The sequence below is a fragment of the Streptomyces sp. NPDC003247 genome, from assembly GCF_042888135.1.
Classification (GTDB): Bacteria; Actinomycetota; Actinomycetes; order Streptomycetales; family Streptomycetaceae; genus Streptomyces.
Genome location: NZ_JBIAPF010000026.1, coordinates 1 through 21,116 on the forward strand (window position 1 = coordinate 1; position 21,116 = coordinate 21,116).

Annotated in this window: 18 protein-coding genes and 1 pseudogene; 5 read left to right on the top strand and 14 right to left on the bottom strand. The window is 70.2% G+C overall.

Annotated features, from left to right (window positions below):
* Window positions 1–252: 252 nt before the first annotated feature.
* Both ACFYWQ_RS42730 and ACFYWQ_RS42735 read left to right on the top strand, forming a co-directional pair.
* Window positions 253–942, top strand: coding sequence for a hypothetical protein (locus ACFYWQ_RS42730; protein WP_389526011.1), 690 nt, complete (start codon window positions 253–255; stop codon window positions 940–942).
* Between the two features lie 37 nt (window positions 943–979).
* Window positions 980–3,655: a Helicase associated domain protein gene (locus tag ACFYWQ_RS42735; RefSeq protein WP_389526014.1), complete on the top strand. Its 2,676-nt coding sequence runs from the start codon at window positions 980–982 to the stop codon at window positions 3,653–3,655.
* Window positions 3,656–3,726: 71 nt separating this feature from the next.
* Here ACFYWQ_RS42735 and ACFYWQ_RS42740 read toward each other — a convergent pair whose 3' ends face one another.
* From ACFYWQ_RS42740 to ACFYWQ_RS42765, 6 genes and pseudogenes are all read right to left on the bottom strand, one after another.
* On the bottom strand, window positions 3,727–4,680 hold the full coding sequence (locus tag ACFYWQ_RS42740; RefSeq protein ID WP_389526016.1) for a hypothetical protein: 954 nt from the start codon (window positions 4,678–4,680) through the stop codon (window positions 3,727–3,729).
* A 114-nt stretch (window positions 4,681–4,794) separates the two neighbouring features.
* Entirely contained in the window at window positions 4,795–5,967 is a 1,173-nt protein-coding gene (locus tag ACFYWQ_RS42745) for a hypothetical protein (RefSeq protein ID WP_389526019.1), read from the bottom strand.
* Window positions 5,968–5,996: 29 nt separating this feature from the next.
* Window positions 5,997–6,968, bottom strand: coding sequence for a hypothetical protein (locus ACFYWQ_RS42750; RefSeq protein WP_389526022.1), 972 nt, complete (start codon window positions 6,966–6,968; stop codon window positions 5,997–5,999).
* Window positions 6,969–9,190: 2,222 nt separating this feature from the next.
* Window positions 9,191–10,321 (bottom strand): annotated as a pseudogene (locus tag ACFYWQ_RS42755) (IS630 family transposase); the annotation flags it as partial.
* Between the two features lie 114 nt (window positions 10,322–10,435).
* On the bottom strand, window positions 10,436–11,779 hold the full coding sequence (locus ACFYWQ_RS42760; protein WP_389526025.1) for an IS630 family transposase: 1,344 nt from the start codon (window positions 11,777–11,779) through the stop codon (window positions 10,436–10,438).
* A gap of 63 nt (window positions 11,780–11,842) precedes the next feature.
* Complete coding sequence (locus tag ACFYWQ_RS42765) at window positions 11,843–12,364, bottom strand: hypothetical protein (protein WP_389526028.1); 522 nt, start codon at window positions 12,362–12,364, stop codon at window positions 11,843–11,845.
* Between the two features lie 141 nt (window positions 12,365–12,505).
* Between ACFYWQ_RS42765 and ACFYWQ_RS42770 the strand changes: the two genes are divergently transcribed.
* On the top strand, window positions 12,506–13,486 hold the full coding sequence (locus tag ACFYWQ_RS42770; protein ID WP_389526031.1) for an ATP-dependent DNA ligase: 981 nt from the start codon (window positions 12,506–12,508) through the stop codon (window positions 13,484–13,486).
* A gap of 310 nt (window positions 13,487–13,796) precedes the next feature.
* On the opposite strand, the gene ACFYWQ_RS42775 is transcribed toward ACFYWQ_RS42770, so the two are convergent.
* Window positions 13,797–14,033, bottom strand: a complete 237-nt coding sequence (locus tag ACFYWQ_RS42775; RefSeq protein WP_389526034.1) for a hypothetical protein — start codon at window positions 14,031–14,033, stop codon at window positions 13,797–13,799.
* Window positions 14,034–14,333: 300 nt separating this feature from the next.
* Between ACFYWQ_RS42775 and ACFYWQ_RS42780 the strand changes: the two genes are divergently transcribed.
* The gene (locus tag ACFYWQ_RS42780; RefSeq protein ID WP_389526037.1) at window positions 14,334–15,017 is read left to right on the top strand and encodes a hypothetical protein; all 684 of its coding nucleotides are present in this window, start codon (window positions 14,334–14,336) and stop codon (window positions 15,015–15,017) included.
* Window positions 15,018–15,039: 22 nt separating this feature from the next.
* Here ACFYWQ_RS42780 and ACFYWQ_RS42785 read toward each other — a convergent pair whose 3' ends face one another.
* The gene (locus ACFYWQ_RS42785) at window positions 15,040–15,903 is read right to left on the bottom strand and encodes a hypothetical protein (RefSeq protein WP_389526039.1); all 864 of its coding nucleotides are present in this window, start codon (window positions 15,901–15,903) and stop codon (window positions 15,040–15,042) included.
* A gap of 120 nt (window positions 15,904–16,023) precedes the next feature.
* Between ACFYWQ_RS42785 and ACFYWQ_RS42790 the strand changes: the two genes are divergently transcribed.
* Window positions 16,024–16,281: a hypothetical protein gene (locus tag ACFYWQ_RS42790; RefSeq protein WP_389526116.1), complete on the top strand. Its 258-nt coding sequence runs from the start codon at window positions 16,024–16,026 to the stop codon at window positions 16,279–16,281.
* Between the two features lie 67 nt (window positions 16,282–16,348).
* On the opposite strand, the gene ACFYWQ_RS42795 is transcribed toward ACFYWQ_RS42790, so the two are convergent.
* From ACFYWQ_RS42795 to ACFYWQ_RS42820, 6 genes are all read right to left on the bottom strand, one after another.
* The gene (locus ACFYWQ_RS42795; RefSeq protein ID WP_389526041.1) at window positions 16,349–17,284 is read right to left on the bottom strand and encodes a phosphotransferase family protein; all 936 of its coding nucleotides are present in this window, start codon (window positions 17,282–17,284) and stop codon (window positions 16,349–16,351) included.
* Window positions 17,285–17,507: 223 nt separating this feature from the next.
* On the bottom strand, window positions 17,508–18,167 hold the full coding sequence (locus ACFYWQ_RS42800; RefSeq protein WP_389526044.1) for an HAD family hydrolase: 660 nt from the start codon (window positions 18,165–18,167) through the stop codon (window positions 17,508–17,510).
* The gene (locus ACFYWQ_RS42805; RefSeq protein WP_389526047.1) at window positions 18,164–18,691 is read right to left on the bottom strand and encodes an orotate phosphoribosyltransferase; all 528 of its coding nucleotides are present in this window, start codon (window positions 18,689–18,691) and stop codon (window positions 18,164–18,166) included. The genes ACFYWQ_RS42800 and ACFYWQ_RS42805 overlap by 4 nt, the downstream gene beginning before the upstream one ends.
* Window positions 18,688–19,254: an LOG family protein gene (locus ACFYWQ_RS42810; protein WP_389526050.1), complete on the bottom strand. Its 567-nt coding sequence runs from the start codon at window positions 19,252–19,254 to the stop codon at window positions 18,688–18,690. The genes ACFYWQ_RS42805 and ACFYWQ_RS42810 overlap by 4 nt, the downstream gene beginning before the upstream one ends.
* Window positions 19,251–20,165: a hypothetical protein gene (locus ACFYWQ_RS42815; protein WP_389526053.1), complete on the bottom strand. Its 915-nt coding sequence runs from the start codon at window positions 20,163–20,165 to the stop codon at window positions 19,251–19,253. Before ACFYWQ_RS42815 ends, ACFYWQ_RS42810 begins: the two co-directional genes overlap by 4 nt.
* A gap of 35 nt (window positions 20,166–20,200) precedes the next feature.
* Complete coding sequence (locus ACFYWQ_RS42820) at window positions 20,201–21,076, bottom strand: aspartyl/asparaginyl beta-hydroxylase domain-containing protein (RefSeq protein WP_389526056.1); 876 nt, start codon at window positions 21,074–21,076, stop codon at window positions 20,201–20,203.
* Window positions 21,077–21,116 lie beyond the last annotated feature (40 nt).

Consider the following 21,116-nt stretch of genomic DNA (forward strand, 5'->3'; position numbering starts at 1 on the left):
GAGTTGGGGAGTGCTCCGCACTCCCGGGCGGGTTCGCTGCGCTCCCCCGCCTGACGGTCCTTCCGGCTGCGCCTCCAGAACCTTGGGGCCCGCTGTCGCGGGCCGGGCTGGCTACAAGGGGTGGGGGTCGCTCGTTCGTGTGGGTTCCAGCGTACCGTGTGCATCAGGTTGATGCAGCATGTACCGTTGGCGGAAACACGGGCCCCCCAACCTTCCGGGGACTCCCCGGAATTCCGAGAGGAACGACCGCAGATGACCGGTCACCACGAATCTACCGGACCCGATCCCGCGCTGAGCAGCGATTCTGTGCGCCGGGTGACGCAGTACCAGACGGCGGGCGTGAACGCCCGGTTGAAGGTGTTCGCGCTCCTGGAGGCGCAGGGAGTGCCCGCGAGTGAGGCGGACGACCTGGTGGCCGCGCTGGAGGCCAGGGCGGTCGCCGGGGCGCAGTGCCAGGTGGTGGAGCTGGGCGGCATGGCGCCGCGCTCCCGTGGCCCCGAGTTCGAGGACGGCTGGGATGACGGCGTGACGGCCGTGAGCGAGGCCTTGGTGGGCATCGCGGACCGGGAGTGGTCCCGGCGCGGGGGCCGGTCGGCCGGTGCCGCTGAACTGGCCGTACACATCGCTGACGTGAGGCAACGTGAGCGGGCCGACCTGGTGCGGCTGGAGAGGTTCGTCCGGGAGAACGTGCTGCCGGGCACCCATCCGCACACCACGGCGCGCCGCCAGGTCCTGGAGGCGCTGGGTGAGGCCGGCGGTCTGTGCACGGCCCGGACCCGGAACGCAGACGGGGATGTCGTGGTCTGCACGCTCGATGCCGGGCACTACGACCCGGACGACAAGCCGCCGTTCAAGGATGGAAAGCCGGGCGGCTGGCACAAGGCGGATGCGTCGATCTGGAACGACTTGGGCGCGGCGTGCATTCCGCACGCGGCCCTCTGAAAGACCACAGGAATTGACCGCTCGGGGAGGCATGGAAATGTCAGCAATTCAGCTCAAGGAACACCAGGTCGATCAGCGCTCCGCGTTTCGCAGGTGGGTGGGATTCCCTGCAAGGTCATCTGTGCCCCCGCAGGGTGCCCGGGGCACGATCGTGTCAGCGACCGGTTCGGGCAAGACGATCACGGCCGCTGCGTGCGCACTGGAGTCGTTCGCGGACGGCCGGATCCTCGTGACCGTGCCCACCCTGGACCTGCTCGCGCAGACCGCCCAGGCGTGGCGGCTGGTCGGTCACCGGGCGCCGATGGTCGCGGTGTGCTCGCTGGAGAACGACCCGGTGCTGAAGGAACTGAGGGTGCGCACCACCACCAACCCGATCCAGCTCGCCCTGTGGGCCGGGTCCGGGCCGGTCGTCGTGTTCGCCACGTACGCCTCCCTGGTGGACCGCGAGGACATCGACGCACCCGAGGGCCAACGGAAGGTTCGCGGGCCGCTGGAGGCCGCTCTGGCGGGCGGAGAGCGGCTCTACGGCCAGCGCATGGCGGGCTTCGACCTCGCGATCGTGGATGAGGCTCACGGAACCGCTGGTGATCTTGGCCGTCCGTGGGCGGCGATCCATGACAACCAGCGGATCCCGGCGGACTTCCGGCTGTACCTGACCGCGACCCCGCGCATCCTTGCCGCGGCCCGCCCGCAGAAGGGCGCGGAGGGCCAGGAGGCGGAGATCGCGACCATGGCCGATGATCCGGAGGGCACGTACGGCACGTGGCTCGCAGAGCTCGGGCTCTCGGAGGCGATCGAGCGGGAGATCCTCGCCGGGTTCGAGATCGACGTCCTGGAGATCCGCGACCCCTCCCCCGTCGTCGGTGAGTCGGAGGAAGCCCGGCGCGGCCGGCGCCTGGCGCTCCTGCAGACCGCGCTCCTGGAGCACGCGGCGAAGTGGAACCTCAAGACCGTCATGACGTTCCACCAGAAGGTGGAGGAGGCCGCCGCGTTCGCGGAGAAGCTGCCGGAGACCGCTGCCGAGCTGTACGTCAACGACGCCACCGACGACGACCTGGCCACCGCCGACAAGCTGCCGAAGTCCTCCATCGACGCGGAGTTCTACGAGCTCGAGGCCGGCCGACACGTCCCGCCGGACCGGGTGTGGGCGGCGTGGCTGTGCGGCGACCACCTCGTGACCGAGCGGCGCGAGGTCATCAGGCAGTTCGCCAACGGCATCGACGCTGCCGGGCGCCGGGTGCACCGCGCCTTCCTCGCCAGCGTTCGCGTGCTCGGGGAGGGCGTGGACATCACCGGCGAGCGGGGAGTCGAGGCCGTGTGCTTCGCGGACACCCGCGGCTCGCAGGTGGAGATCGTGCAGAACATCGGTCGCGCGCTCCGGCTCAACAAGGACGGCTCCACGAAGGTGGCCAGGATCATCGTGCCGGTGTTCCTGGAGCCCGGCGAGGACCCGACGGACATGGTCGCCTCCGCCAGCTTCCGCCCTCTTGTAGCGGTCCTCCAGGGTCTCCGCTCGCATGATGAGCGCCTGGTCGAGCAGCTCGCCTCCCGCGCGCTCACCAGCGGCAAGCGCAAGGTCCACCTCCAGCGCGATGAGGACGGTCAGATCGTCGGGGCTGGCGGCGAGGGCGACGGCGGGGACCAGGAGCAGGACGACACCGACGCCGCTGCCGAGTCGGCCCTGCTCCACTTCTCCTCTCCCCGGGACGCGGCGACGATCGCCGCGTTTCTGCGCACCCGGGTCTACCGGCCGGAGTCGCTGGTCTGGCTGGAGGGCTACCAGGCGCTGCTGCGCTGGCGGAAGGAGAACGAGATCACCGGGGTCTACGCCGTGCCCTACGACGTCGAGGTGGAAGTGGGGGTCACGAAGGATTTCCCGCTTGGCCGATGGGTCCACCAGCAGAGGAAGGCGCTGCGAGCCGGTGAGCTGGAGGAGCGGCGCAAGGTCCTCCTGGACGCGCCGGAGGCCGGGATGGTCTGGGAGCCGGGCGAGGAAGCGTGGGAGGCCAAGCTCGCCGCGCTGCGGTCCTACCGGCGGGCGACCGGGCACCTCGCGCCGCGTCAGGACGCGGTGTGGGGCGAGGGCGAGGCGATGGTGCCCGTCGGGCAGCACATGGCCAACCTCCGGCGGAAGGGCGCGAAGAACGGCCTGGGCAAGGACCCGGAGCGGGCCGCCGTGCGCGCGGCGCAGCTGACGGAGATCGACCCGGACTGGGACTGCCCGTGGCCGCTGGACTGGCAGCGCCACTACCGGGTGCTCGCCGACCTGGTCGACGCCGACGGACAACTGCCCGACATCGCACCCGGCGTGCTGATGGACGGCGACGACATCGGCAAGTGGCTCCAGCAGCAGGCCCAGCCGGCCATCTGGGCGCGGCTCCTGCCCGAGCAGCAGGAGCGGCTGTCCCAGTTGGGCGTCACGCCCGTGGAGGCGCCGTCTCCCGCACCGGCCTCCAAGGGTGCGACGAAGGGGCAGGGCAAGGCATCGCAGGCGTTCCAGCGGGGCCTGGCGGCGCTCGCGCAGTGGGTGGAACGGGAAGGCGCGGACCGGCCGGTGCCGAGGGGCCACAGCGAAGAGATCACGGTCGACGGCGAGGCGGAGCCGGTGGTCGTGAAGCTGGGCGTATGGACATCGAACGCGCGCGCGAGGCGGGACAAGCTCACCCAAGAGCAACTGGAGGCACTGCGGAAACTGGGAATGAGCTGGGCATGATCTGGCCCGTGCGTGAGGAGCGCACGGGCCCAGCACGTTCTTCCCTCACGGCTTGCCCGCGCTGCTGGCTATCAGTCGGTGACTGAGGGCGGTAGCAGAATGTCGTAGCGCTGGAAGAGCTCCCGGAAGAAGCCTGCGACTATGCGCGGGCCGTTGTTCCGGTCCAGTTCATGGCCGCCAAAGCGGTAGACGTCGTAGCCGGAAAGGCTCAGCTGCCGGTCCTCCGACACCATCTGGGCGTAGAGCTGTGGGCTCGCTTTGCCGTCGACTGAGTAGTGCTGTTGGCCATCGACCTCCAGGACCACGCGCACTCGGTTCGGCAGCAACAGGAGGAAGTCCATGCGCTGCCGAGCGAGAGGGCCCGGCTCGGCACGGCGCTTCGCCGTATAGGGGTCGTAGTGGAGGTACACCTGCGGGATCAGGGCGGGCAGTGCATGTCCTCCCTCCCGGAAGTACAACGCCGCGTAGGTGTGGAAGAGGACCTCTTCCGGCGGGGACGCAAGCGACTCCGCAAGCCGTGCACACAACGCCTGGGAGGCAGACGGCTGATCCTTGTGCCCCGTCGGATGCGTCCGCTGCCACCAGTCGACGAGGGCTGCCCACGACAGGCCGGCGGCGTCGAGAGGTCGGGTGTACGTCAGGCAGTATTCGGCGTTGCGGACGATCTCCAGGCGGTTACTGACGGCGTCGCGCAGGACGATGTCGGGCTTGGGGCCGTTGGCCGCGAAGATCAGGTTCTTGAACTCGCCGTCGACTCCGGTCATACCCAGCGACGCGAGAATCTGCTCCAGCGCTGGAACGTCGTACTCGTCCACCACCTTGCGGGCCACGGTGGTCAGTTCCGGCACGGCCAGCGGACGCAGGCGCGTGAGAACGTAGCGGAACTTGCTCCTGAAGGCTTCGTCTTCTTCACCCGGCGCGAGCCCCAGACGCACGCACTCAGCCGGAACCTCGTAGGACTTCAACTCGGCTACAGCGCTGGCTATAGCGGAGCGCAGCGTTTCCGGTTTGACCGCATCTCCCATGGCCGGAGACTACTGGGCCCGCGTCCCGACGATCGACCGCCTTGAACGCTCACACAGCCGGAGCCCCGGGCACCATGCCTGATCTCCCGGGACTCCGTCCTGTGACGCAAGGCGCTACACGAGCGTGCCCAGGGCCTGCTCAGCCATCTGAATGCCGACCTGAGCGGCCGCCGTCGCTCCGGCTCCCACCAGCATGTCCTTGACCTGGGTCGCGAACTGCCTCATCCGGCCCGGCTCGGGGGCCGGCGACGTCGCTTCGGCATGGAGCTCCTGGGCGACGCGCTCCAGTTCCACGCGGTCCGTCTCGGGCATGCCCAGGGTGTTGCTGATCTGGCCGACGTAACCGGCCAGCCGAATGAACTCGCTCGGGTCGATGCCGGCGGTGTTGTTCTGGGTGACGTTCTGCTGCTCGCCGATGATGACGCCCTGCGCGTTCGGCAGGAAGTTGTTGTAGGTGGTGCCGGGGCGCTGCCGGTTGACGTGGTCTTGCACGCTTCCTCCTGCCAGGGCGCAGCTGACGCCCTGAGGTGTGATGGCGACGGTGACGGGTTCGGTTTCGATGTACTCGATCAGCTGGTGCTCAGACAGGTAGCCGAGCGCTTCGTGCAGCTCGGATTCTGTGATCACGGCCCCGGCGAAGAACGACCAAGGTGTGTCAAGGAACAGCACCGGGTTGATGGGCTCGCGGTCGCCTACGGTGCCGAACAGCCACCGGTGGAAGGCGTCCATGGTGTGCCGCAAGCGGGCAGCACGGTTCTTCTGCAGCTCTTTCAGCCGGTGCACCTCGACCAGGCCCTCATCGCTGAGGTGGATGGCATAGAGGCCGGACCCGGCCCGCAAGGCCCTCACCAGGCCTCGCTGTTCCAATTGAAGAGCGAGGGGAGCCAGGTCCTCCTGAAATTCCTGCTCGATCTGCGCCAGGCTGGCGCCACGCCCGCTCCGGGTGTCCAGCATGAGCAGCAACCGGGCCAGATAGCCGCTGCTCTCGGTCAGCTCACCGCCGGAAACCGCGCTGACGTTGACATCGAGCTGTGCAGACATACGAGCAGGGTGCCGTCGTTGGGCGCGCTCCAGGCTCTTCTTGGTCTCCTTCGCAAGGTTGTCCGTGAGCTTGTTCAGCTCGCGTTTATTGATCCCGTTGCGGGCCACATTGCCCTCCTGTCGCACGTGCTTGGGCGACAGGGTACGGGTGAGCACCGACAGCCCGGCCGTCAGTGAGAATGCGGCGACGGTGCGGGCACGGCCAGTGCCGGCAGTACGACCAAGAGCCTCGAAGGGCTGGTCCACAAGTCGCGGTGCGGGCCAGCCCTGTCGCGTCAGTTCCTGCGGGCGGGACGGGCGTCCAGCGCCGTGCGCAGGCGCCCCGCGATGGGCTGGTACCGCTGGACGAAGCTGAGGTCCTTCAGCCGGTCGGGCTCGGGGAGCTCCCGGTGCGGGGAAGGCCAGCGCTCGGAGATTGCCCAGCCAAGGGGGCACAGTCCGGCGCGGTTCATGTCCCGGTCGACGCCCGCCAGGTAGTCCGCGTCGACGGGCAGTTCGCCGTTCGACTGCCAGATCACTCCGTCCAGATGGATGGGCCGATGAGGGGATCCGAAGAGGAAGCCCAGACAGCGCTCGCGCAGAACTGCAGCGCTCTGCTCGGGGCTCAGCGGGACACCCATCTCTTCGCCCCTGGGACCCGGGAGCGCGGTCCTGCAGTCGGTGTGCGGGAAGATGTCGATCTCCCCGAGAACGACGTGCGCTGTCGCGTTCTCCCGGTCGGGGTAGGACCAGTACCTCGGCATGAGGACGATCACGTCGTAGGCGTCGAGGGCGTCGGTCACCGCCGCCGCGAGCGGGCTGCGGTCGGTGCGGGGCAAGCCGCGGTCACTCTCCCGCGAGGGGTGGCGGACCTCCCACATGCAGGTGTGGTGCGCCAGGACGCCGGGGCCGTCCGGTGAGGCCCACAGCGTGCTGGTCGTCGGCTCCGGCGGGGCGGCCGGCTCGATCTCCTTCTTGCGGCGGCCCCGGCCGCGGCTGCGGCGGTCGAACACGCCGTTCATGGTCCAGCGCCAGTAGTCCTCGGCTTCCTCGAGGAGCAGGACTCGCTGTCCGCTGTGCGCCCAGGCCGCCGCGATCCCGCCGGCCAGGTAGTGAAGGTTCCCCGAGCGCTCCGCCAGGAACCGCAGGACATGAGGTGCGGCTGGCGCATCGTCGGCCGCCGCGCGGCGCAGGGCTTCGGTGTACTTCTCCCCGCTCCGGCTCGCCCTGCGGGCGCTCTGCGCGGCGGTGGACTGGTTCTTCGGCATGACGTACTCCTCTGCCGAGCCGGGCCACGCCCCCGGCCCCGGCTCGTACGACTGCCGTGGACACGACGGAACGCAGAACGGGAAAGGAGCGGGCCCCGCAGGACCTTGACCCCCGCGTCCGGCGGCGTGGCTCCGGAAGCGGGCGGTGATCGGCAGTACGCCCTAGCCGGGCAGGATGCTAACCGGTGCGAGCGCACCGGCCGAAGGCACCAGCCGTCAGTTCCCTCGAACGGGCGAGGTCTGCGGCCCGCCGTGCGTGCTGGGCAATCGGGCCTAGTGCCGCATCAGGCAACGTTCGCCCTGTCGACAACAGCGCCTGATGCGGTACTAGTCGTCGGAGGGAGTGCTCCAGGGGTCGCCGTTTGACGCTGGGCGCTGCGTGCGGAGCCAGAACCCACCTGAGCCCTGGCCGCCTTCCGTGGCCAGCGAGAATTCCTGCCACTTCCCAGTAAAGTCTTCGCTAGCCATGAGGTCGATTCCGTGGACTATGGCTGCGACGCGGGGTCCGAAGCGTGTCTTACGTCCGTTGGTCTCCTGCCAGTGTTCATCCAACTCGGGTGTCGCCCAGTAGGCGTTGAGGTCAGCCATGACCTGGGCAGCCGTTACAGCTGCATCGAAGTGCGCCAAAAATCTCAGCCTGACCGGGGCAGCCCACGGATCCCGCGGGATGAGTTGCCTCACGTCATCATCGACCGCAGCCAAGAACGTGGCCACTGTCAAGCCGGGGCGCTCGTGCCGACACTCCAGGGTTATGGTCGCGCCTGCGCTGCTATCTTCCCGATGTCTCCCCTGGCTAGGTTGCCCGATATCGTCCAGTGCCGTGCGCAGGATGCCTCGGATGCGTCGGCGGGTACCCAGATCCATGAGGCCCGGATGCGCCCACTCCAGTCGCATGGCCAGGAGAGGGCGACCCGGTCCGTGGTTCCCTTCGGCAGGCGCCGATGCCTTCAAGGTGACCGGGCCGCTTCCGTTTGTATCGACCTCCCCGGACGCAGCCATCCAAAGCTTGTGAAGGCGGCGCTCCTCGGTATTCGAATCCGCCCCGGGGATTGTCCGTGCCAAGGCTTCTACCAAGACCTGGATGAGCCCCCAGTCGGCCACGCGCTGACCAGTGAAGGCGTCGTGGATGCGACTCCTGCCTGCTACGGCATCGCCGCCTATTCGGTCGACAAGAGTTCGCACTGACGGTAGTCCCGCTCGAAAGTGCAGGTCGTGAAGTGCAGCGTTCAGCTGCTTCTTCGGCCCCTCGGGCAGCTCTGGTCGCTTCAGCGCCGGCACGACTTGTTCTCCCGCCCATCCTTGTCTGATTCCGTCCGATACTGTCCGACGATACTGCTCATCGTCCGCCCGCGTCCGAGCCGCCCTACACCAACGCACCCTGAATCAGTACGCGTTGTCGATCAGAAGGACGGTAGTCATGTGGGTGTCCACGCTTCCCTGGGGCGTCATCGGCCAGGGTGCGCTGAGCGAGACGATTGGGTCTCTCGTCGCTACGGGACTCGTGACGGGTGGAGGTTGGCTCGTCCGGCGTGCTCGCCGCCGACGCAAGGGCAAGGCGGTTGAACACACCGCCGATCGCCTGCCGCCTCGCTCGGAGGATGACAGCCGCATCGACGCCTGAGTTCCGCGCCCGTCGTCGCCTCCCGGATGTGCCCCCGGGAGCCCGAAAAGTCGATCGGCGACCCCACGATGGACGACCTGCGGAGCTGGTTCGAGACGCTGTGCGATCGGAGACGCAAGAGTGCGTGCCGGGCGTCGCGACGGGGGTGGGGCGGCGGCAGGCACCTCTTGAATGCATGCCGCGTAGTCTCGCGGGGTGCATTCCCATCTGAGCTTCGAGAACCCTCCTGCGCTGCCTCACGCGGTGGTGGTTGAGACGTTGGAGCGGGCTCTTCGTGACCGCTCCGCAGAGGGTGAGGCGGCGGGAGTTCTGGTCGGGACCGCGTTGAACGACGACGACGCGGACTTCGTCGAGTTCTGGTGCGTGCAGGTCGGGACGCGGGCTGTGCCGGGGAGTCCGCTGCTGGGGCTGGCCGGCCTGTGCCTGGGACACACCGCTCGACGCTTCGGCCGTCTCAGCGATGGAGCCCTGGCCCTGGCGGAGTCGCTGGCGGCGCGGGCTGAGGTAGAGCCGACGGACGTGGACGGCCGCGCCCTCGACGGCTATGACGACGTGCGGGACTTCCTGCACCTGTGGTGATGCCGTCTGCCGTAGCGGGACAGGCGGCGTTCGCTCTGCTCACGAGGGCTTTGAGGCGCTTGTCGGCGGCGTTCTTGTTCCGCCAGATGATGTAGCGGCGGATCATGCTGCCCTGGGCCGTGTGGCTGGGGTGGTCGGTGCCGTCGAGGGCGAAATAGCGCAGGGCGGTGAACTGGGCCTCGATCCGGTTGAGCCAGGAGCTGTTGGTCGGGGTGTAAGCGATCTCCACGTTGTTCACCGCGGCCCAGGTCCCGACCCGCTGGCAGCGCTTGGTGGTCAGGTGCGGGGAGTAGTTGTCACAGATGATCGCGATGCGCGTGCTGGCTGGGTGGAGGGAGCGCAGGTAGCGGCAGAACTCCAGGAACTTGGAGCGGTTCTTGGTCTTCTTGATATGGCCGTAGAGCTGGTCCTTGCCCAGGTCGTAGGCGGCGAAGAGGTGCCGGACCCCATGCGGGCGGGTGTAGGTCGCGCGGCGTCGCCGTCGGGGTTCGCGGTCGGGGCCCTTTTGCTTCCCGCCGTGTTCAGCCCACTGGCGGCCAGGGTGGGGCTGAAGGTTGAGCGGCCCGAACTCGTCCAGGCAGAACACGACCTCGGGTTCGCCGGGCTCAGGCAGGACCTCGCCGTCGGCGATGGCGTAGAGATGCTCGACGCGGGCCTTTTTGACCGCGTAGTCGGGATCCTTCGAAGTCTTCCAGGTCTTCAGGCGCTGAAAGGTGACGCCTTCCTCGCGGAGCAGGATGCGCAGGCCCTCGTGGCTGATGTCGTCGACCACCCCCTCGGCGACCAGGAAGTCGGCCAGCTTGACCAGGCTCCAGGTCGAGAACGGCAGGCCGTGCTCGACCGGCCTGGACTTGGCGATCTTCTTGATCTCGCGCCGCTCGGGCAGCGTGAACGTCTTGGGCCGGCCGCCCTTGTACTTCGGGTAGAGCGAGGCGAAGCCGTCAGAGTTGAAGTTGTGGATCACGTCCCGGACCCGGTCCGGGCTGGTAAACGTCACCTCGGCTATCTTGGCAACGTCCATGCGCTGGGCCGATAACAGCACCATCTGGGCCCGCCTCCAGGTCACCACCGACCCGGCGCCCCGGCGGATGATCCGCAGCAGCCGCTGCCCGTCGTCGTCATCGATCTCGCGGACCCGGACACGCTCAGCCATCCGCTCAGCATGACGCACAACGGGCCGCCCGGATCACCATCCCGACGGCTCGTCAACAACAGGGCGAACGTTGCCTGATCCGGCACTAGTGTGATGCGCCATAAATCCTGAGGGTTAGCTCTGCTCTGTTTTCTGGCCGGTGGTTCCGACCTTGGTGAGGTAGTCGGCGAGGGAGTTGAGGATCTCGTCGGCTGTTTTGGTCCAGGTGAAGGGCCGCGGGTTCTCGTTCCAGGTGTCGATCCACGCCGTGATGTCGTCCTCCAGTGCCTTCACGGAGGTGTGGACGCCGCGGCGGATGAGCTTGTCGGTGAGCAGGCCGAACCACCGCTCCACCTGGTTCATCCAAGAGGAGCCGGTGGGGGTGAAATGGATGTGGAAGCGGGGGTGTTTGCCGAGCCACGTCCTGATCTCGGCGGTGTTGTGGGTGGCGTAGTTGTCACAGACGAGGTGCACGTCGAGCCCGGCGGGCACCGCCTTGTCGATCCGGATCAGGAATTTCTTGAACTCGATAGCCCGGTGGCGGCGGTGCAGTGCCGATATGACGGTGCCGTCGGCGATGTTGAAGGCGGCGAACAGGCTGGTGATGCCGTGCCTCAGATAGTCGTGGGTGCGGCGTTCGGGCATGCCCGGCATCATCGGCAGCACCAGCTGGGACCGGGCCAGCGCCTGGATCTGGCTCTTCTCGTCCACGCAGAGCACGACCGCCTTCTCGGGCGGGTGGTGGTACAGGCCGACAACGTCGACGACCTTGGCGACGAACTGCGGATCGGTGGACAGCTTGAAGGAGTCCTGCAGGTGGGGTTTGAGGTCGAACCGCTTCCAGATCCGCCCGATCGTCGACTTCGACAGGCCGGTGCGCTGGGCCATCGAGGCCCGTGACCAGTGCGTGTCCCGGTCCGGGACCGACTCTAGGGTGGCCACGACGACCTCCTCGACCTGGTCGAGGAGGATCGAAGGCGGCCGCCCGGAGCGCGGCTCGTCGTGCAGACCGTCGAGGCGTTTTGCGATGAACCGGGCCCGCCAGCGGTCCACGGTCGACCTGTCGATGCCGAGGTCGACCGCGGCCTGCTGGTTCGTCCCGCCCTCCGCGCAGCGCAGCACGATCTTGGCCCGTAATGCGAGGAACTGGGCGGTTTTGGCCTGTCGCGCCCACTGCTGCAGCTGTCTGCGCTCAGCATCGTCGAGGATCAGGTCGGCCTTCGGCCGGCCAATCCGGCCAGCGTCCTCAAGCCCAGCCATCCGCTCTGCGGCGAATGCCCGACGCCACTTGCCGACCGTCTTGGCCTGGACACCGACGAGCCGTGCGACACCCGCGTTTGACATGCCGTCCGCACACGCCAGGATGATGCGGGCCTTCTCGGCCGAGCGCCGGTGCGGCATCTTCGTCCGGCGCACCAACTCGACGCGCTCGTCCTCGGACAGCGTGATCTCCACAGCAGAAGGCCCTGGATGCGACATACCAACAGGGTACGTACTAACCCTCAGGATTTCTGGCGCATCACACTAGAAACCAGGTGATCTCTACCCGCTGCTGGAGTCGGTGACATCACCCAGCAGAGAACGGCCGCTGCGGCACTCATATACCGCGAGCGACAGTTCCTTCACGGCAGCGCGGGCACGTTCGGCGTCCACTCTGTCATCAAGAACCTCCAACGCGGCGGCCGCCGACACGCGAACGGAACGGGGCAGACCGTCGTAGGCGGAGAGCCGGTACGCGACGGTGCGACGGGCCTCCTGCTCCTCATCGCTCACCCCGTCAGGGGTCAGTGGGAAGACCGCTGCCTCGTACATCGAGATGCTCAACAGGACAGTGTCGGCGATCCCTTCCGCATAGCCGTCGCCGCTGACGGCCTGGACGGAAGTCACCGCGGGCCGCGGGCGGACAAGCATGCCGAATCCCGCGCCCAGGCTGGTGGTAGTCGCGCCCACCACGGCGCCCACCCAGCCGTCCAGGACGAAGCCGAGGCAGGCTCCGCTGCCCGCCACGGACACCAGCACCGCGACGGTCATCACGTATACGCGGGTACGGAGCGGGGTCGTCATGGCCAGCAGTATGCCCAGGCCCTCAGGAGGTGCGGCCGGGGCCCTCATGCCGTATGCCGTTGGCGAGCGGAGTTGTACGTCGCTCGCCGGGCGATGCGCAGCCACTCGGGTGGCGGACACGGCGGGTGGAAGGGATGGGAGGTGACCTGGACGCTACCGGAGCCGATGCTGACCACCCCCGTGTCCGTGCCCGATCTGCGGCCTGGCTGTGCTGCGGAGCCGAAGTGGGACGGATTTCGGGCTCTCATCTCCGTCGACGCGGGCCAGGTGGCCTTGCGCTCGAGGCGCGGCACCGCAATGGGGCCGTCGTTTCCGGAGGTCGTGGCCAGGGCCGTGCAGCTGCCGGACGCGACCGCGCTGGACGGCGAGCTGGTCGTATGGGACGCCGCGGGCCGCCTCGCGTTCGAGCAGCTACAGAACCGGCTTGCCCGACGTGGTGCCGGGGCGCTCCGGGCGGCGGAGGAGTGGCCGGCCCACTTCGTCGCGTTCGATCTGCTGCGGCTGTCCGGGACGGACACAACCTCCTGGCCCTACCGGCGGCGCAGGGCCGCACTGGAATCGGTGTTTGCCGCCCGCCGACTCACCGCGCCATGGGCGCTGTGCCCGTCGACCACCGAGGCCAACGTCGTGCGCGAGTGGCTGACGTGGGCGTCGGTCGGGATGGAGGGCGTGGTCTTCAAAAGGCTCGACGGCGCCTACAAGCCGTCGGTGAGGGGGTGGGAGAAATACAAGGTCCGCGAGACCAGCGAGGCGATCGTCGGCGCGGTCACCGGCTCCCTGGCAGCTCCCCGCACGCTGCTGCTCGGCAGGTACGACACCGAAGGCCGCCTTCAGTACGTCGGCCGCACCACCACCCTCGCCCGGGTGGCAGGTGCTGCGGTCGCCGGCCTGCTCGCTCGAGGACAGCGCGGTCATCCGTGGACAGGCTGGTCGTTCTCCGCCGGGTGGGGCAGCCAGGAAAAGCTGGTCGTCACCCTGGTGGAACCCGAGCTGGTGGTGGAAGTCGGCGTCGACGTCGCCCGCGACGCCTCCGGCCGGTGGCGGCATCCCGCACGCTGGCACCGCGCCCGCCCCGACCTCTCCCCCGCCGACGTCCCCCGCCTGACGCCGCCGCCGCGCTGACGGCGGCCGGGCGCGGCGACCCCGGCCGACGCGCAACCGGCTGAACGCGCCCCGATCCCCGGCCGCGGCCGCGCCGCCCATCCCGCCCCTCCCTTCCTCTTTCACTTCAGCCAAGGGACATGGGCAGAGCAGCCGCAACGGGGATGTCAGCGATCCGACCACGGCAAAACGATGCGGTGACCTGCGCGGACAGAGGGCCGGTCCTGCGGGCCGCGCAACACCTAGCGCAACCCTTGGCGCAACCTCCAGCGCAACAGATAGGCGCAACCCCCAGCGCAACCTCGTGCTCCTGGTCGACTGGGGCGGCCGGTCACGCGGCCCGGACGGCTCCGTGGGTGCGGGCGAGGTGGCGCAGCTCGGACCGTGCCGCCGGCACCGAGGGGACGGTCTCCCAGTAGGGGTGCCACCACAGCCGTACGGACAGGCGCAGCAGGCGGCGGCGCAGGGCTGTGGTGTCGCGGGAGCGTGGTGCGGCGAGTGCTTGGTAGGTGGCGTTCCAAGCGGCTTGCGTCTGCACCAGGTCGTCGGGGAAGTCGGTCACGTCCATACCGGCATTAGATCGCTTGTTCGAATTGCGTGTCACTTCGGACACGCCCCTGTCCGGCGCTGTGGTCGGGGGCGCGACCAGCGTGGTCGGCCTCATGGTCGGGCCTGTGGTCGGCCCCGACCACTGTGGTCCGGCCCGGCCTGGAGCGGCACCCGGGCCGGTGATTTTCCTTCGCGCACGCGGGCGCAGTCCTAGCTCCGCCCGTCCAACTTGCCTTTTTCCAGGAGGCATTGACAGCTTTTCGTGTGTTCTGTCATGTTCTGTCCCGCCGCTTCCGGCGAACGAGCGAGAGGTGATCTCATGCGACGAACCGAGTACGACGCGAGCCAGGCCGCCAAGCGCCTGAAGGTGCCCGCAGCGGCCTTCCGGTGGGCCCGGCACACCGGCCTCATCCCCGACCCGGACGCGTCGTCCTACCAGTGGTCCCGGGCCGCTGTGGAGGCACTGGACGCCGACGCCATCCGGGCCGCGATGCCGTCCCCGCCGATCGGCGGCGGCGCAGCGGCGGACCGAATCGCCGAAGCGCTCGGCACCCCGAACGTGATCGGCGAGAAGGCGAACGTCACGGCCTTCGTGGTGCGGCGGTTCGTCGACCGCGGCCTGCTGGTCGACCTGAGCGCGAACCCGGACGGGACGCTGCACCACCCCGGCCAGGTCGCGGAGATCTGCCGCCGCGAGGACCTGGCGGACCTGGTCGCCGCCGACACCCCGCTCGGGCCCGAGCAGGCCGCCGCCAGGCTTGGGGTGCGCAGGGTCGAGTTCGACCACATGGTGCGGCTCGGCTGGGTCCGCTCCCCGCAGTCGATCGAGGTCCGCTTCGGCACCAGCCGGGCCGGAGCCGTCGACGTCGCGCTCTACACCACCGCCTCCGTCGACGCGATCGTCCCCGCCCACCCCGAAGTCGACTGGGAGCAGCTGCGCGCGGTGGAGAAAGGCCGGCGCTCCCCGCTCGCGTCACTGCGCCCGGCACCGGCACCCGCCTGAGCGCCCCCGCGCCCGTACAGCACTACGAGGGTGCTCCCCCGCCCGCAGCGTCCCAGCCGTCCAGGAAGGCGGCCAGGGCGCGGCGTTGCTCTTCCTCACGGGCGATCTGCCGGGCGAGAACGTCGCGGTCGATGTACGGGGCGACGGCGGCGAGGACCAGGCGCCGGAGTTCGGCCGGCTCGAGCGCCTCCACCTCCCACTGCACCGGGCGGCGGGGGTCGAAGCCGTAGCGGCGGGCGAAGGCCGGCCACCTCGGATCGCCGCGCTTGCCCTCGGTCGCGGGCAGCTCGTAGGCGCGCACCTGCTCGTAGGTCAGCAGCACCCGCTCGGTGTGGCTCCAACAGCCCGTGCGCACTACCCAGTCCCGCTCGATGTCCTCGCCCGAGCAGTCGAAGTCGCCGACCACCAGGAGCACGGCGGGGCGCGGGTCGGCGGTGACGCGGTCGTGGACGACGTCGGCGTACGACTGGGAGCCGAAGCCGCGGACCACCAGGACCGGGATGCCCGCGTCGGCGAGCCAGCCCGTCAACTGCTGCCGAAGGGTGTCCTTCTCCGCAGCGACGTACAGCGCGTGCTCCTGGCCCTCGGTGCGGTCGAGGCGGAACCAGTCGGGCATCTCCGCGAGGAACGCGTCCGCGCCCGTCCAGGCCGGCGGGACGTGGACCTCCCGGACGGTGTCGATCAGGTCGGGGAACCGGCCATCCCGGCGGGCCTTGGCCAGCTGCGCGGACAGACGGCGGTACATCGGCGCCGTGTGCGGCAGCGTCCCCTCGGAGACCAGGCGATACATCACCTGGCGCAGCGTGACCTTCATCGGCGCGTACCCGTTCACGATCTCCCGCGCCCGGTCCACCACGGACGGCCACCGCACCCGCTCACGCGCCATACCGGTACTTGTACCCCTCTCTGCCCTGCGGCCCCAATTCGGGGTTATCCACAGGCCCAAGCGTGATCGGCGGTTCCTTCGTACGCTGCTGCCCGAATCGATCACACGGGGGTGCGCGGGATGCGGTACGGCGTGGTGGTGGAGGAACTCGCGATCGAGGTCATGGCGCAACTGCCGGACGACCAGGCCCGCCAGGAGGTGATGGCGCTCGTGGAAGTCGCGCGACTCGATCCTCGGGCCTGGCCCGACGTCCGCGACCCGGGCTCCGTGGAGGAGATCCGGGAAGCGTTCGGTCGGCGGTGCTGGATCCAGTTCATGCCGCACGCCGGAGCGATCGAGGTCCGCGACATCGGGTGGGTTGGGCTGACCCCCTGCTGACACGAGATGCCGCGCCGCTGACACGAGGCCGACCGGCCACTGACACGAGAGCGAGACAGCCTCGGCTTCAGCTCAAGCGGCAGCTGAGGAGCGCGAGGCCGGCTGCCGCCGCACGGTGCTGGTAGGCGCGCAGTCCGGGTGCGCCAGGAGGTGCGGGCTGGCGGGCGTTGCGGTGCCAATGGCCGGTGAGCGCGGCGAGGAACGCGGTGGTGGCCTCGGGGCTGCTGGCGGTGGCGGGATGATCGCGGAGCAGCCGGGCGACGTCGGCGGGCCCGTGTCCGGCGAGGATGAGCTGCGGGGCGAGGGAGGCCGCGTCGATGCAGGCCGGACCGGTGGTGGCGTGTGCCCAGTCCACGAAGGTCACGCCAAGGTGGTGGTCGCGGACCATGTTGTCGGCCCGCAGGTCGCCGTGGACGATGCGGTCGCCATGGGCGAGGCCGGGCCAGGCCGCCTCGAGTTCGGCGAGCTGCCCCAGGCGGTCGCGGGCGGCGGGGGCGAGGTCGGCCGGCGGATCGGCGAGCAGTTCCTCCCAGCCGTGCAGGGCCGCCGTAGTGGAGGACGTGCCGTTCACCGCTGCGGCGTAGGGGGCCGGGGCGGGGCTGGAGGTGAGCTTGTCCAGCAGCGCCCAGGTCTGTTCGGCGTCGCCGGAGGCCGGGGAGAAGTCGGGGTGCGGGCCGTCCAGGTGGGCGATGACGACGGCGGTCCAGTCGGCGGCGTGGTGGATGCCCAGCAGGTCCGGGGCCGGGGCGCCGGGCGGCAGCGAGCCGAGGACGGCGGCCTCGTGGACGTTGGCGGCGGTCAGCGGGTCGTCGTCGGGGGCCGCCTTGACGAAGGCCCGTGTGCCGTCGGCCAGGGTGAGCGCGGCGGCGAGCTGGTGGCCGAAGCCGCCAGAGGGGGTGACCGTGTCGGTGACGGGTGCGCCGAGGGCGTCTTCGAGGCGGGCGCGCAGGGGCGTGGGGACGTCGGTCCATTGCAGACGGCCGCTGGTGGGCGGTACAGGCATCGGGGCAGCTTTCAGAGGTCCGGGAAACGGGTGGCGGGTGATGGGGTGCGCGCCGAGCCGGACCGCGAGTCGGGGCTGAGGAGGGGGGAACCGCTCGCTCAGTGCTCCAGCTCGACGCCGGGCGCTCGTCGCCGCATCACGCGCATTCGCCTGTGTCCTCTGAGTGCAGAAGTGCAAAGGGGCGCCCGTAGGGGCGCCCCTCCACTGTAGTGGTGGCGCTGGGTCACGCGCTGCCGATTAAGGGCAGGTGGTGCAGCAGGGACGGCCCGATGCTGGCGGGCTCGGGCAGGAGGTGATCGGCCCCGGCGGCGCGCAGAGCTGCGGGAGGGTGCCAGCCCCACACGGCTCCGAGCGCGACGACTCCGGCGGCGCGGGCCGCGGTCATGTCGGTGGGGCTGTCCCCCACGAACACCGCGCGCTCCGGTGGGACGTCCAGCTGGCTCAGGGCGGCGTGCAGTCCATCCGGGGCCGGTTTGGGCCGGGTGTCCTGGCGGGTGATGACGACGTCCAGCAGTTCAGCCACCGCCGGCGGCAGCAGCCACCGCAGGCGGTCGGGATCCTGGAGGGTGACCGCGCCGGTGGCCGTGCCCTGCGCACGCAGGGCCAGCAGGCCCGAGAGCACGCAGGGGAACGGCTTCACGGGGTGAGCCGACATGGCGCCGTCCCACCAGCGGTCGCACGCGTCGTCGGGATCAGCGACGTCCATGAGCGCCAGGACCTCGATGCGGGGGCGGCGCAGCGCGCCGGGCGGAAGGTCGCCCGGCGTCACACGGCGCCCGAGAGCGCAGGTGGCGACCGCCGCGAGGGTGGAGCGCACCGCGTCGGCACTGTCCAGCAGCACCCCGTCCAGGTCGAACAGTGCCGCTTGGCGGGAGTCCGTCACCGGGCACCGTCCGGGTCTCGGACCAGGGCGCGCAGGACCAGGTGGTGGTCGGCGAGCAGGGCGGTGGCGCCCGCGTCCCGGTCCAGGACGCACACGGCCGTGCCAACCAGCGCGCCGCCGATACGCAACAGGCGGGCGCTGCGCAGGAGGCTGGTGCCGCTGCGGGCGGTGTCGTCCAGCAGGACGGTCCGCCGGCCTCCCAGGTCCGCGCCCTCGATCTGCTGCCACGTGCCGTGATCCTTCGGTGCCGGGCGCAGGAACGCGGCGGGCAGACCGGTGTGCAGGGACACCGCCGTGACCAGCGGGACCCCGGCCAGCGCCGGACCGGCCAGGGCCTCGGTGTCGTCGGGCAGCAGTTCCGCGAGCGCGGCCGCGGTCTCCGTCAGCAGCTGAGGGTCTCCTGCCAGCCGATAGGGGTCGAAGTAGCTGTCGAGCGTGCCGCCGTCAGGGAGCCGGTAGGGGCCCGGCCGGTAGGCGACGGCGGCGATCCTCTCCGCGAACGGGGCGGTGGCAGGCGGGTTCATGGCGCGCACCGCCCGGCGGCGAGGGCCTTGAGGTCGGCGGTGAGCGCTTCGGCGTCGGGGAGCTCTCGCAGGAAGCCCAGGGGCCGGGTGGGGCTCTCGGTCAGCCAGCCTTCGGCCCGCAGGAACGTGCTCAGGCGGCACGCGGTGGGCCCGAGCAGCCGTACGGGAACGGAGCGGATCGTGGTGGCGTAGTACAGGGCGGCGGTGAGTTCGTGCAGCGTGCCCACGCCGCCGCCCATCGCGACGACCAGGTCGGCGTCATCGAGGTAGGCGTGCAGCCGCTCCCCCATGGTCGGGGCGTACACGGTGGTGGTGACGAACGGGTTGAGCGCTCCCCAATCGGGCCGGTCGGCCAGCGTGATCGCGGTGACCGGCGCTCCGTGAGGTGCGGCACCGCGCGCGGCGGCCTCCATCAGCCCGTTGTAGCCGCCGTGCCGCAGGGCGTACCCGGCTTGGGCCAGGGCGGCGCCAGCCGCCTCCGCTAACGGTTCCTCGCCGTCCGGCGGGACGACCCCGGCGAACAGGGCCACGGTCAGGTCCGTGGCGTGGTCGGTGCGGGTCATGCCAGTCCTTCCTCGTGCTGCTGGTAGGCGCGGTACGCGGCGATCTCGTTGGTCAGCGAGTCGGTGGCGTGCGGGGCGATCCGCTGCGCGAGGCGCACGATGCGCTCCAGGGCGTCGTCGGCCTGCGCCACGGTGGGAACCGGCGGGCTGGTCAGCGCCTCGGTCAGCTCGGTCAGGCACTCCCGGCCGGTGGCGGTCCGGCCGACTTCGTCCGGGAGGTGGTACCAGCCGTGGTGCCGGGAGTGCGGGACCAGCGCGGTGCGGATCACGTCCCGGCAGGTGGCGTTGAGGTCGTGCAGGAGGCCGTAGGCGATGTACTGCTGGCCCCGGGCCAGGCGCTTGCGGAGCATCGCGTGCAGCACCATCGCCTGGACCAGCAGCTGGCCGCAGTCCGCCGGCGCCTGTGCGACCCGGGCGAGTTCCTGCGCCGTGCGCTGCTGGGTGCCGGCGTCGGTGGTGTCGTCGGCGCCGGGGCCCTGCCACAGCAGGCGGGGGCCGATCCTGCGGCGCAGCGCCCCGACCGCGCTGGTCGGGCACAGGTACAGATCGAGCTGGAGCAGGTGGCCGTCGTGCGGCAGCAGGTAGACGAACCCGGCGCCGCCCAGGTTGCCGACGATGGTGTCCCGCCAGCCGGGCAGCAGCGTGCCGAAGGTGGTGGACATCAGCGCGTCCAGACTGTCCATCAGGGCGGGCAGCGTCTCGTCGCGGACGCCAACGACCAGGTCGACGTCGGATAACCGGTCTGCGGTACCGGTGGCGAGCGACCCGCGCACCAGCAGGTGCGTCACGGCCGTGGTGGCCGACAGTGCCTGGACCAGGTCGCCCAGCACGGCGAGCTGCGCAGGCCGGTGGGCGTGAGCCAACTCCTCCAGCGGAGTCAGCTCGGTGGGCGGAAGAACGGCGGTGGGCATCGGAGTCCTCTCAGGTGAAGGGATCGGGGCCGGGGTCAGGGGCGAGCGAGCAGGTGCGATTTCGCCGCCCGCCACCGGCTCACGTCGGCGTCCGCGCCGCGGGCGGCGTGCAGGTCGGCGATCAGGTCGTACGCGCCGCCCTCCGGCAGCGCGTAGGTGTAGAAGGCACGCAGCAGCGTCTGTTCGGCCGCGCCGGTGAAGCCGAGCTCCGCAAGCTGTCCGGCCTTCTCCAGGAGCCCGGCCCGCTCCGCCTCCGTCATCTCCGGCAGGTCCGTCGCGTCCCCGTCGCGCAGGTGCGGGCGGGCGGCGAGCGCCTCATAGGCGTCGTCCGCGTAGACGTCGGCGATCAGGTGGAGCCGGTCCGGGCCGGTGGTGTTGCAGACTCCGTGGCCCTGCGAGGGCGTCAGCCGCCACAGCGCCCCGGCCGCCATGTGGACCCGGACCCCCGCCGTGACCAGGACGGCGGAGGGGTTGGTGACGAGCGGGATGTGCAGGCGGTGCCGGCCGGTGTCGCGCAGTTCCGCGTAGTCGCGGTGTTCCCACAGGTAGGAGTGCGGTTCCAGGCGGGCCAGGCGCACGTACATGAAGTTCAGCCCCAGCGAGTGGAGGAACTGCGCGGTGGCCGGCATCTCCTTGAGTAAGGAGGTGGGCCGGGGGCGTCCGTCGCCGATGACGACGTCGTGCGGGTCACCGGAGTCGGAGTGGTTCATCAGCGACGTGGTCCACCAGCCGCCGGACTGGTACTCGCCGTACGCGACGACGCCGCGCGTCGGCGCTCCCAGCGCCTCAGCCCGCATCTGCTCGATCGCGGACTCCTCCAGGTCGACCAGCCGGGCGACCTGGTCAAGCACTTCCGCCCGCCCGGGGCCGGTCTGCGCCGCCGTGACGGCTGCGGGGAATGTGGTCGCCATCGGGTCCTCCTGACACGTCGTCGAAGCGCGGCCCTGTCGG

Bases quoted from the DNA above. Each gene is read 5' to 3' on its own strand.
- ACFYWQ_RS42730 (WP_389526011.1), top strand. From the start codon at position 253: ATGACCGGTCACCACGAATCTACCGGACCCGATCCCGCGCTGAGCAGC.
- ACFYWQ_RS42735 (WP_389526014.1), top strand. From the start codon at position 980: ATGTCAGCAATTCAGCTCAAGGAACACCAGGTCGATCAGCGCTCCGCG.
- ACFYWQ_RS42740 (WP_389526016.1), bottom strand. From the start codon at position 4,680: ATGGGAGATGCGGTCAAACCGGAAACGCTGCGCTCCGCTATAGCCAGC.
- ACFYWQ_RS42750 (WP_389526022.1), bottom strand. From the start codon at position 6,968: ATGCCGAAGAACCAGTCCACCGCCGCGCAGAGCGCCCGCAGGGCGAGC.
- ACFYWQ_RS42760 (WP_389526025.1), bottom strand. From the start codon at position 11,779: ATGTCGCATCCAGGGCCTTCTGCTGTGGAGATCACGCTGTCCGAGGAC.
- ACFYWQ_RS42765 (WP_389526028.1), bottom strand. From the start codon at position 12,364: ATGACGACCCCGCTCCGTACCCGCGTATACGTGATGACCGTCGCGGTG.
- ACFYWQ_RS42775 (WP_389526034.1), bottom strand. From the start codon at position 14,033: ATGGACGTGACCGACTTCCCCGACGACCTGGTGCAGACGCAAGCCGCT.
- ACFYWQ_RS42780 (WP_389526037.1), top strand. From the start codon at position 14,334: ATGCGACGAACCGAGTACGACGCGAGCCAGGCCGCCAAGCGCCTGAAG.
- ACFYWQ_RS42785 (WP_389526039.1), bottom strand. From the start codon at position 15,903: ATGGCGCGTGAGCGGGTGCGGTGGCCGTCCGTGGTGGACCGGGCGCGG.
- ACFYWQ_RS42790 (WP_389526116.1), top strand. From the start codon at position 16,024: ATGCGGTACGGCGTGGTGGTGGAGGAACTCGCGATCGAGGTCATGGCG.
- ACFYWQ_RS42795 (WP_389526041.1), bottom strand. From the start codon at position 17,284: ATGCCTGTACCGCCCACCAGCGGCCGTCTGCAATGGACCGACGTCCCC.
- ACFYWQ_RS42805 (WP_389526047.1), bottom strand. From the start codon at position 18,691: ATGAACCCGCCTGCCACCGCCCCGTTCGCGGAGAGGATCGCCGCCGTC.
- ACFYWQ_RS42810 (WP_389526050.1), bottom strand. From the start codon at position 19,254: ATGACCCGCACCGACCACGCCACGGACCTGACCGTGGCCCTGTTCGCC.
- ACFYWQ_RS42815 (WP_389526053.1), bottom strand. From the start codon at position 20,165: ATGCCCACCGCCGTTCTTCCGCCCACCGAGCTGACTCCGCTGGAGGAG.
- ACFYWQ_RS42820 (WP_389526056.1), bottom strand. From the start codon at position 21,076: ATGGCGACCACATTCCCCGCAGCCGTCACGGCGGCGCAGACCGGCCCC.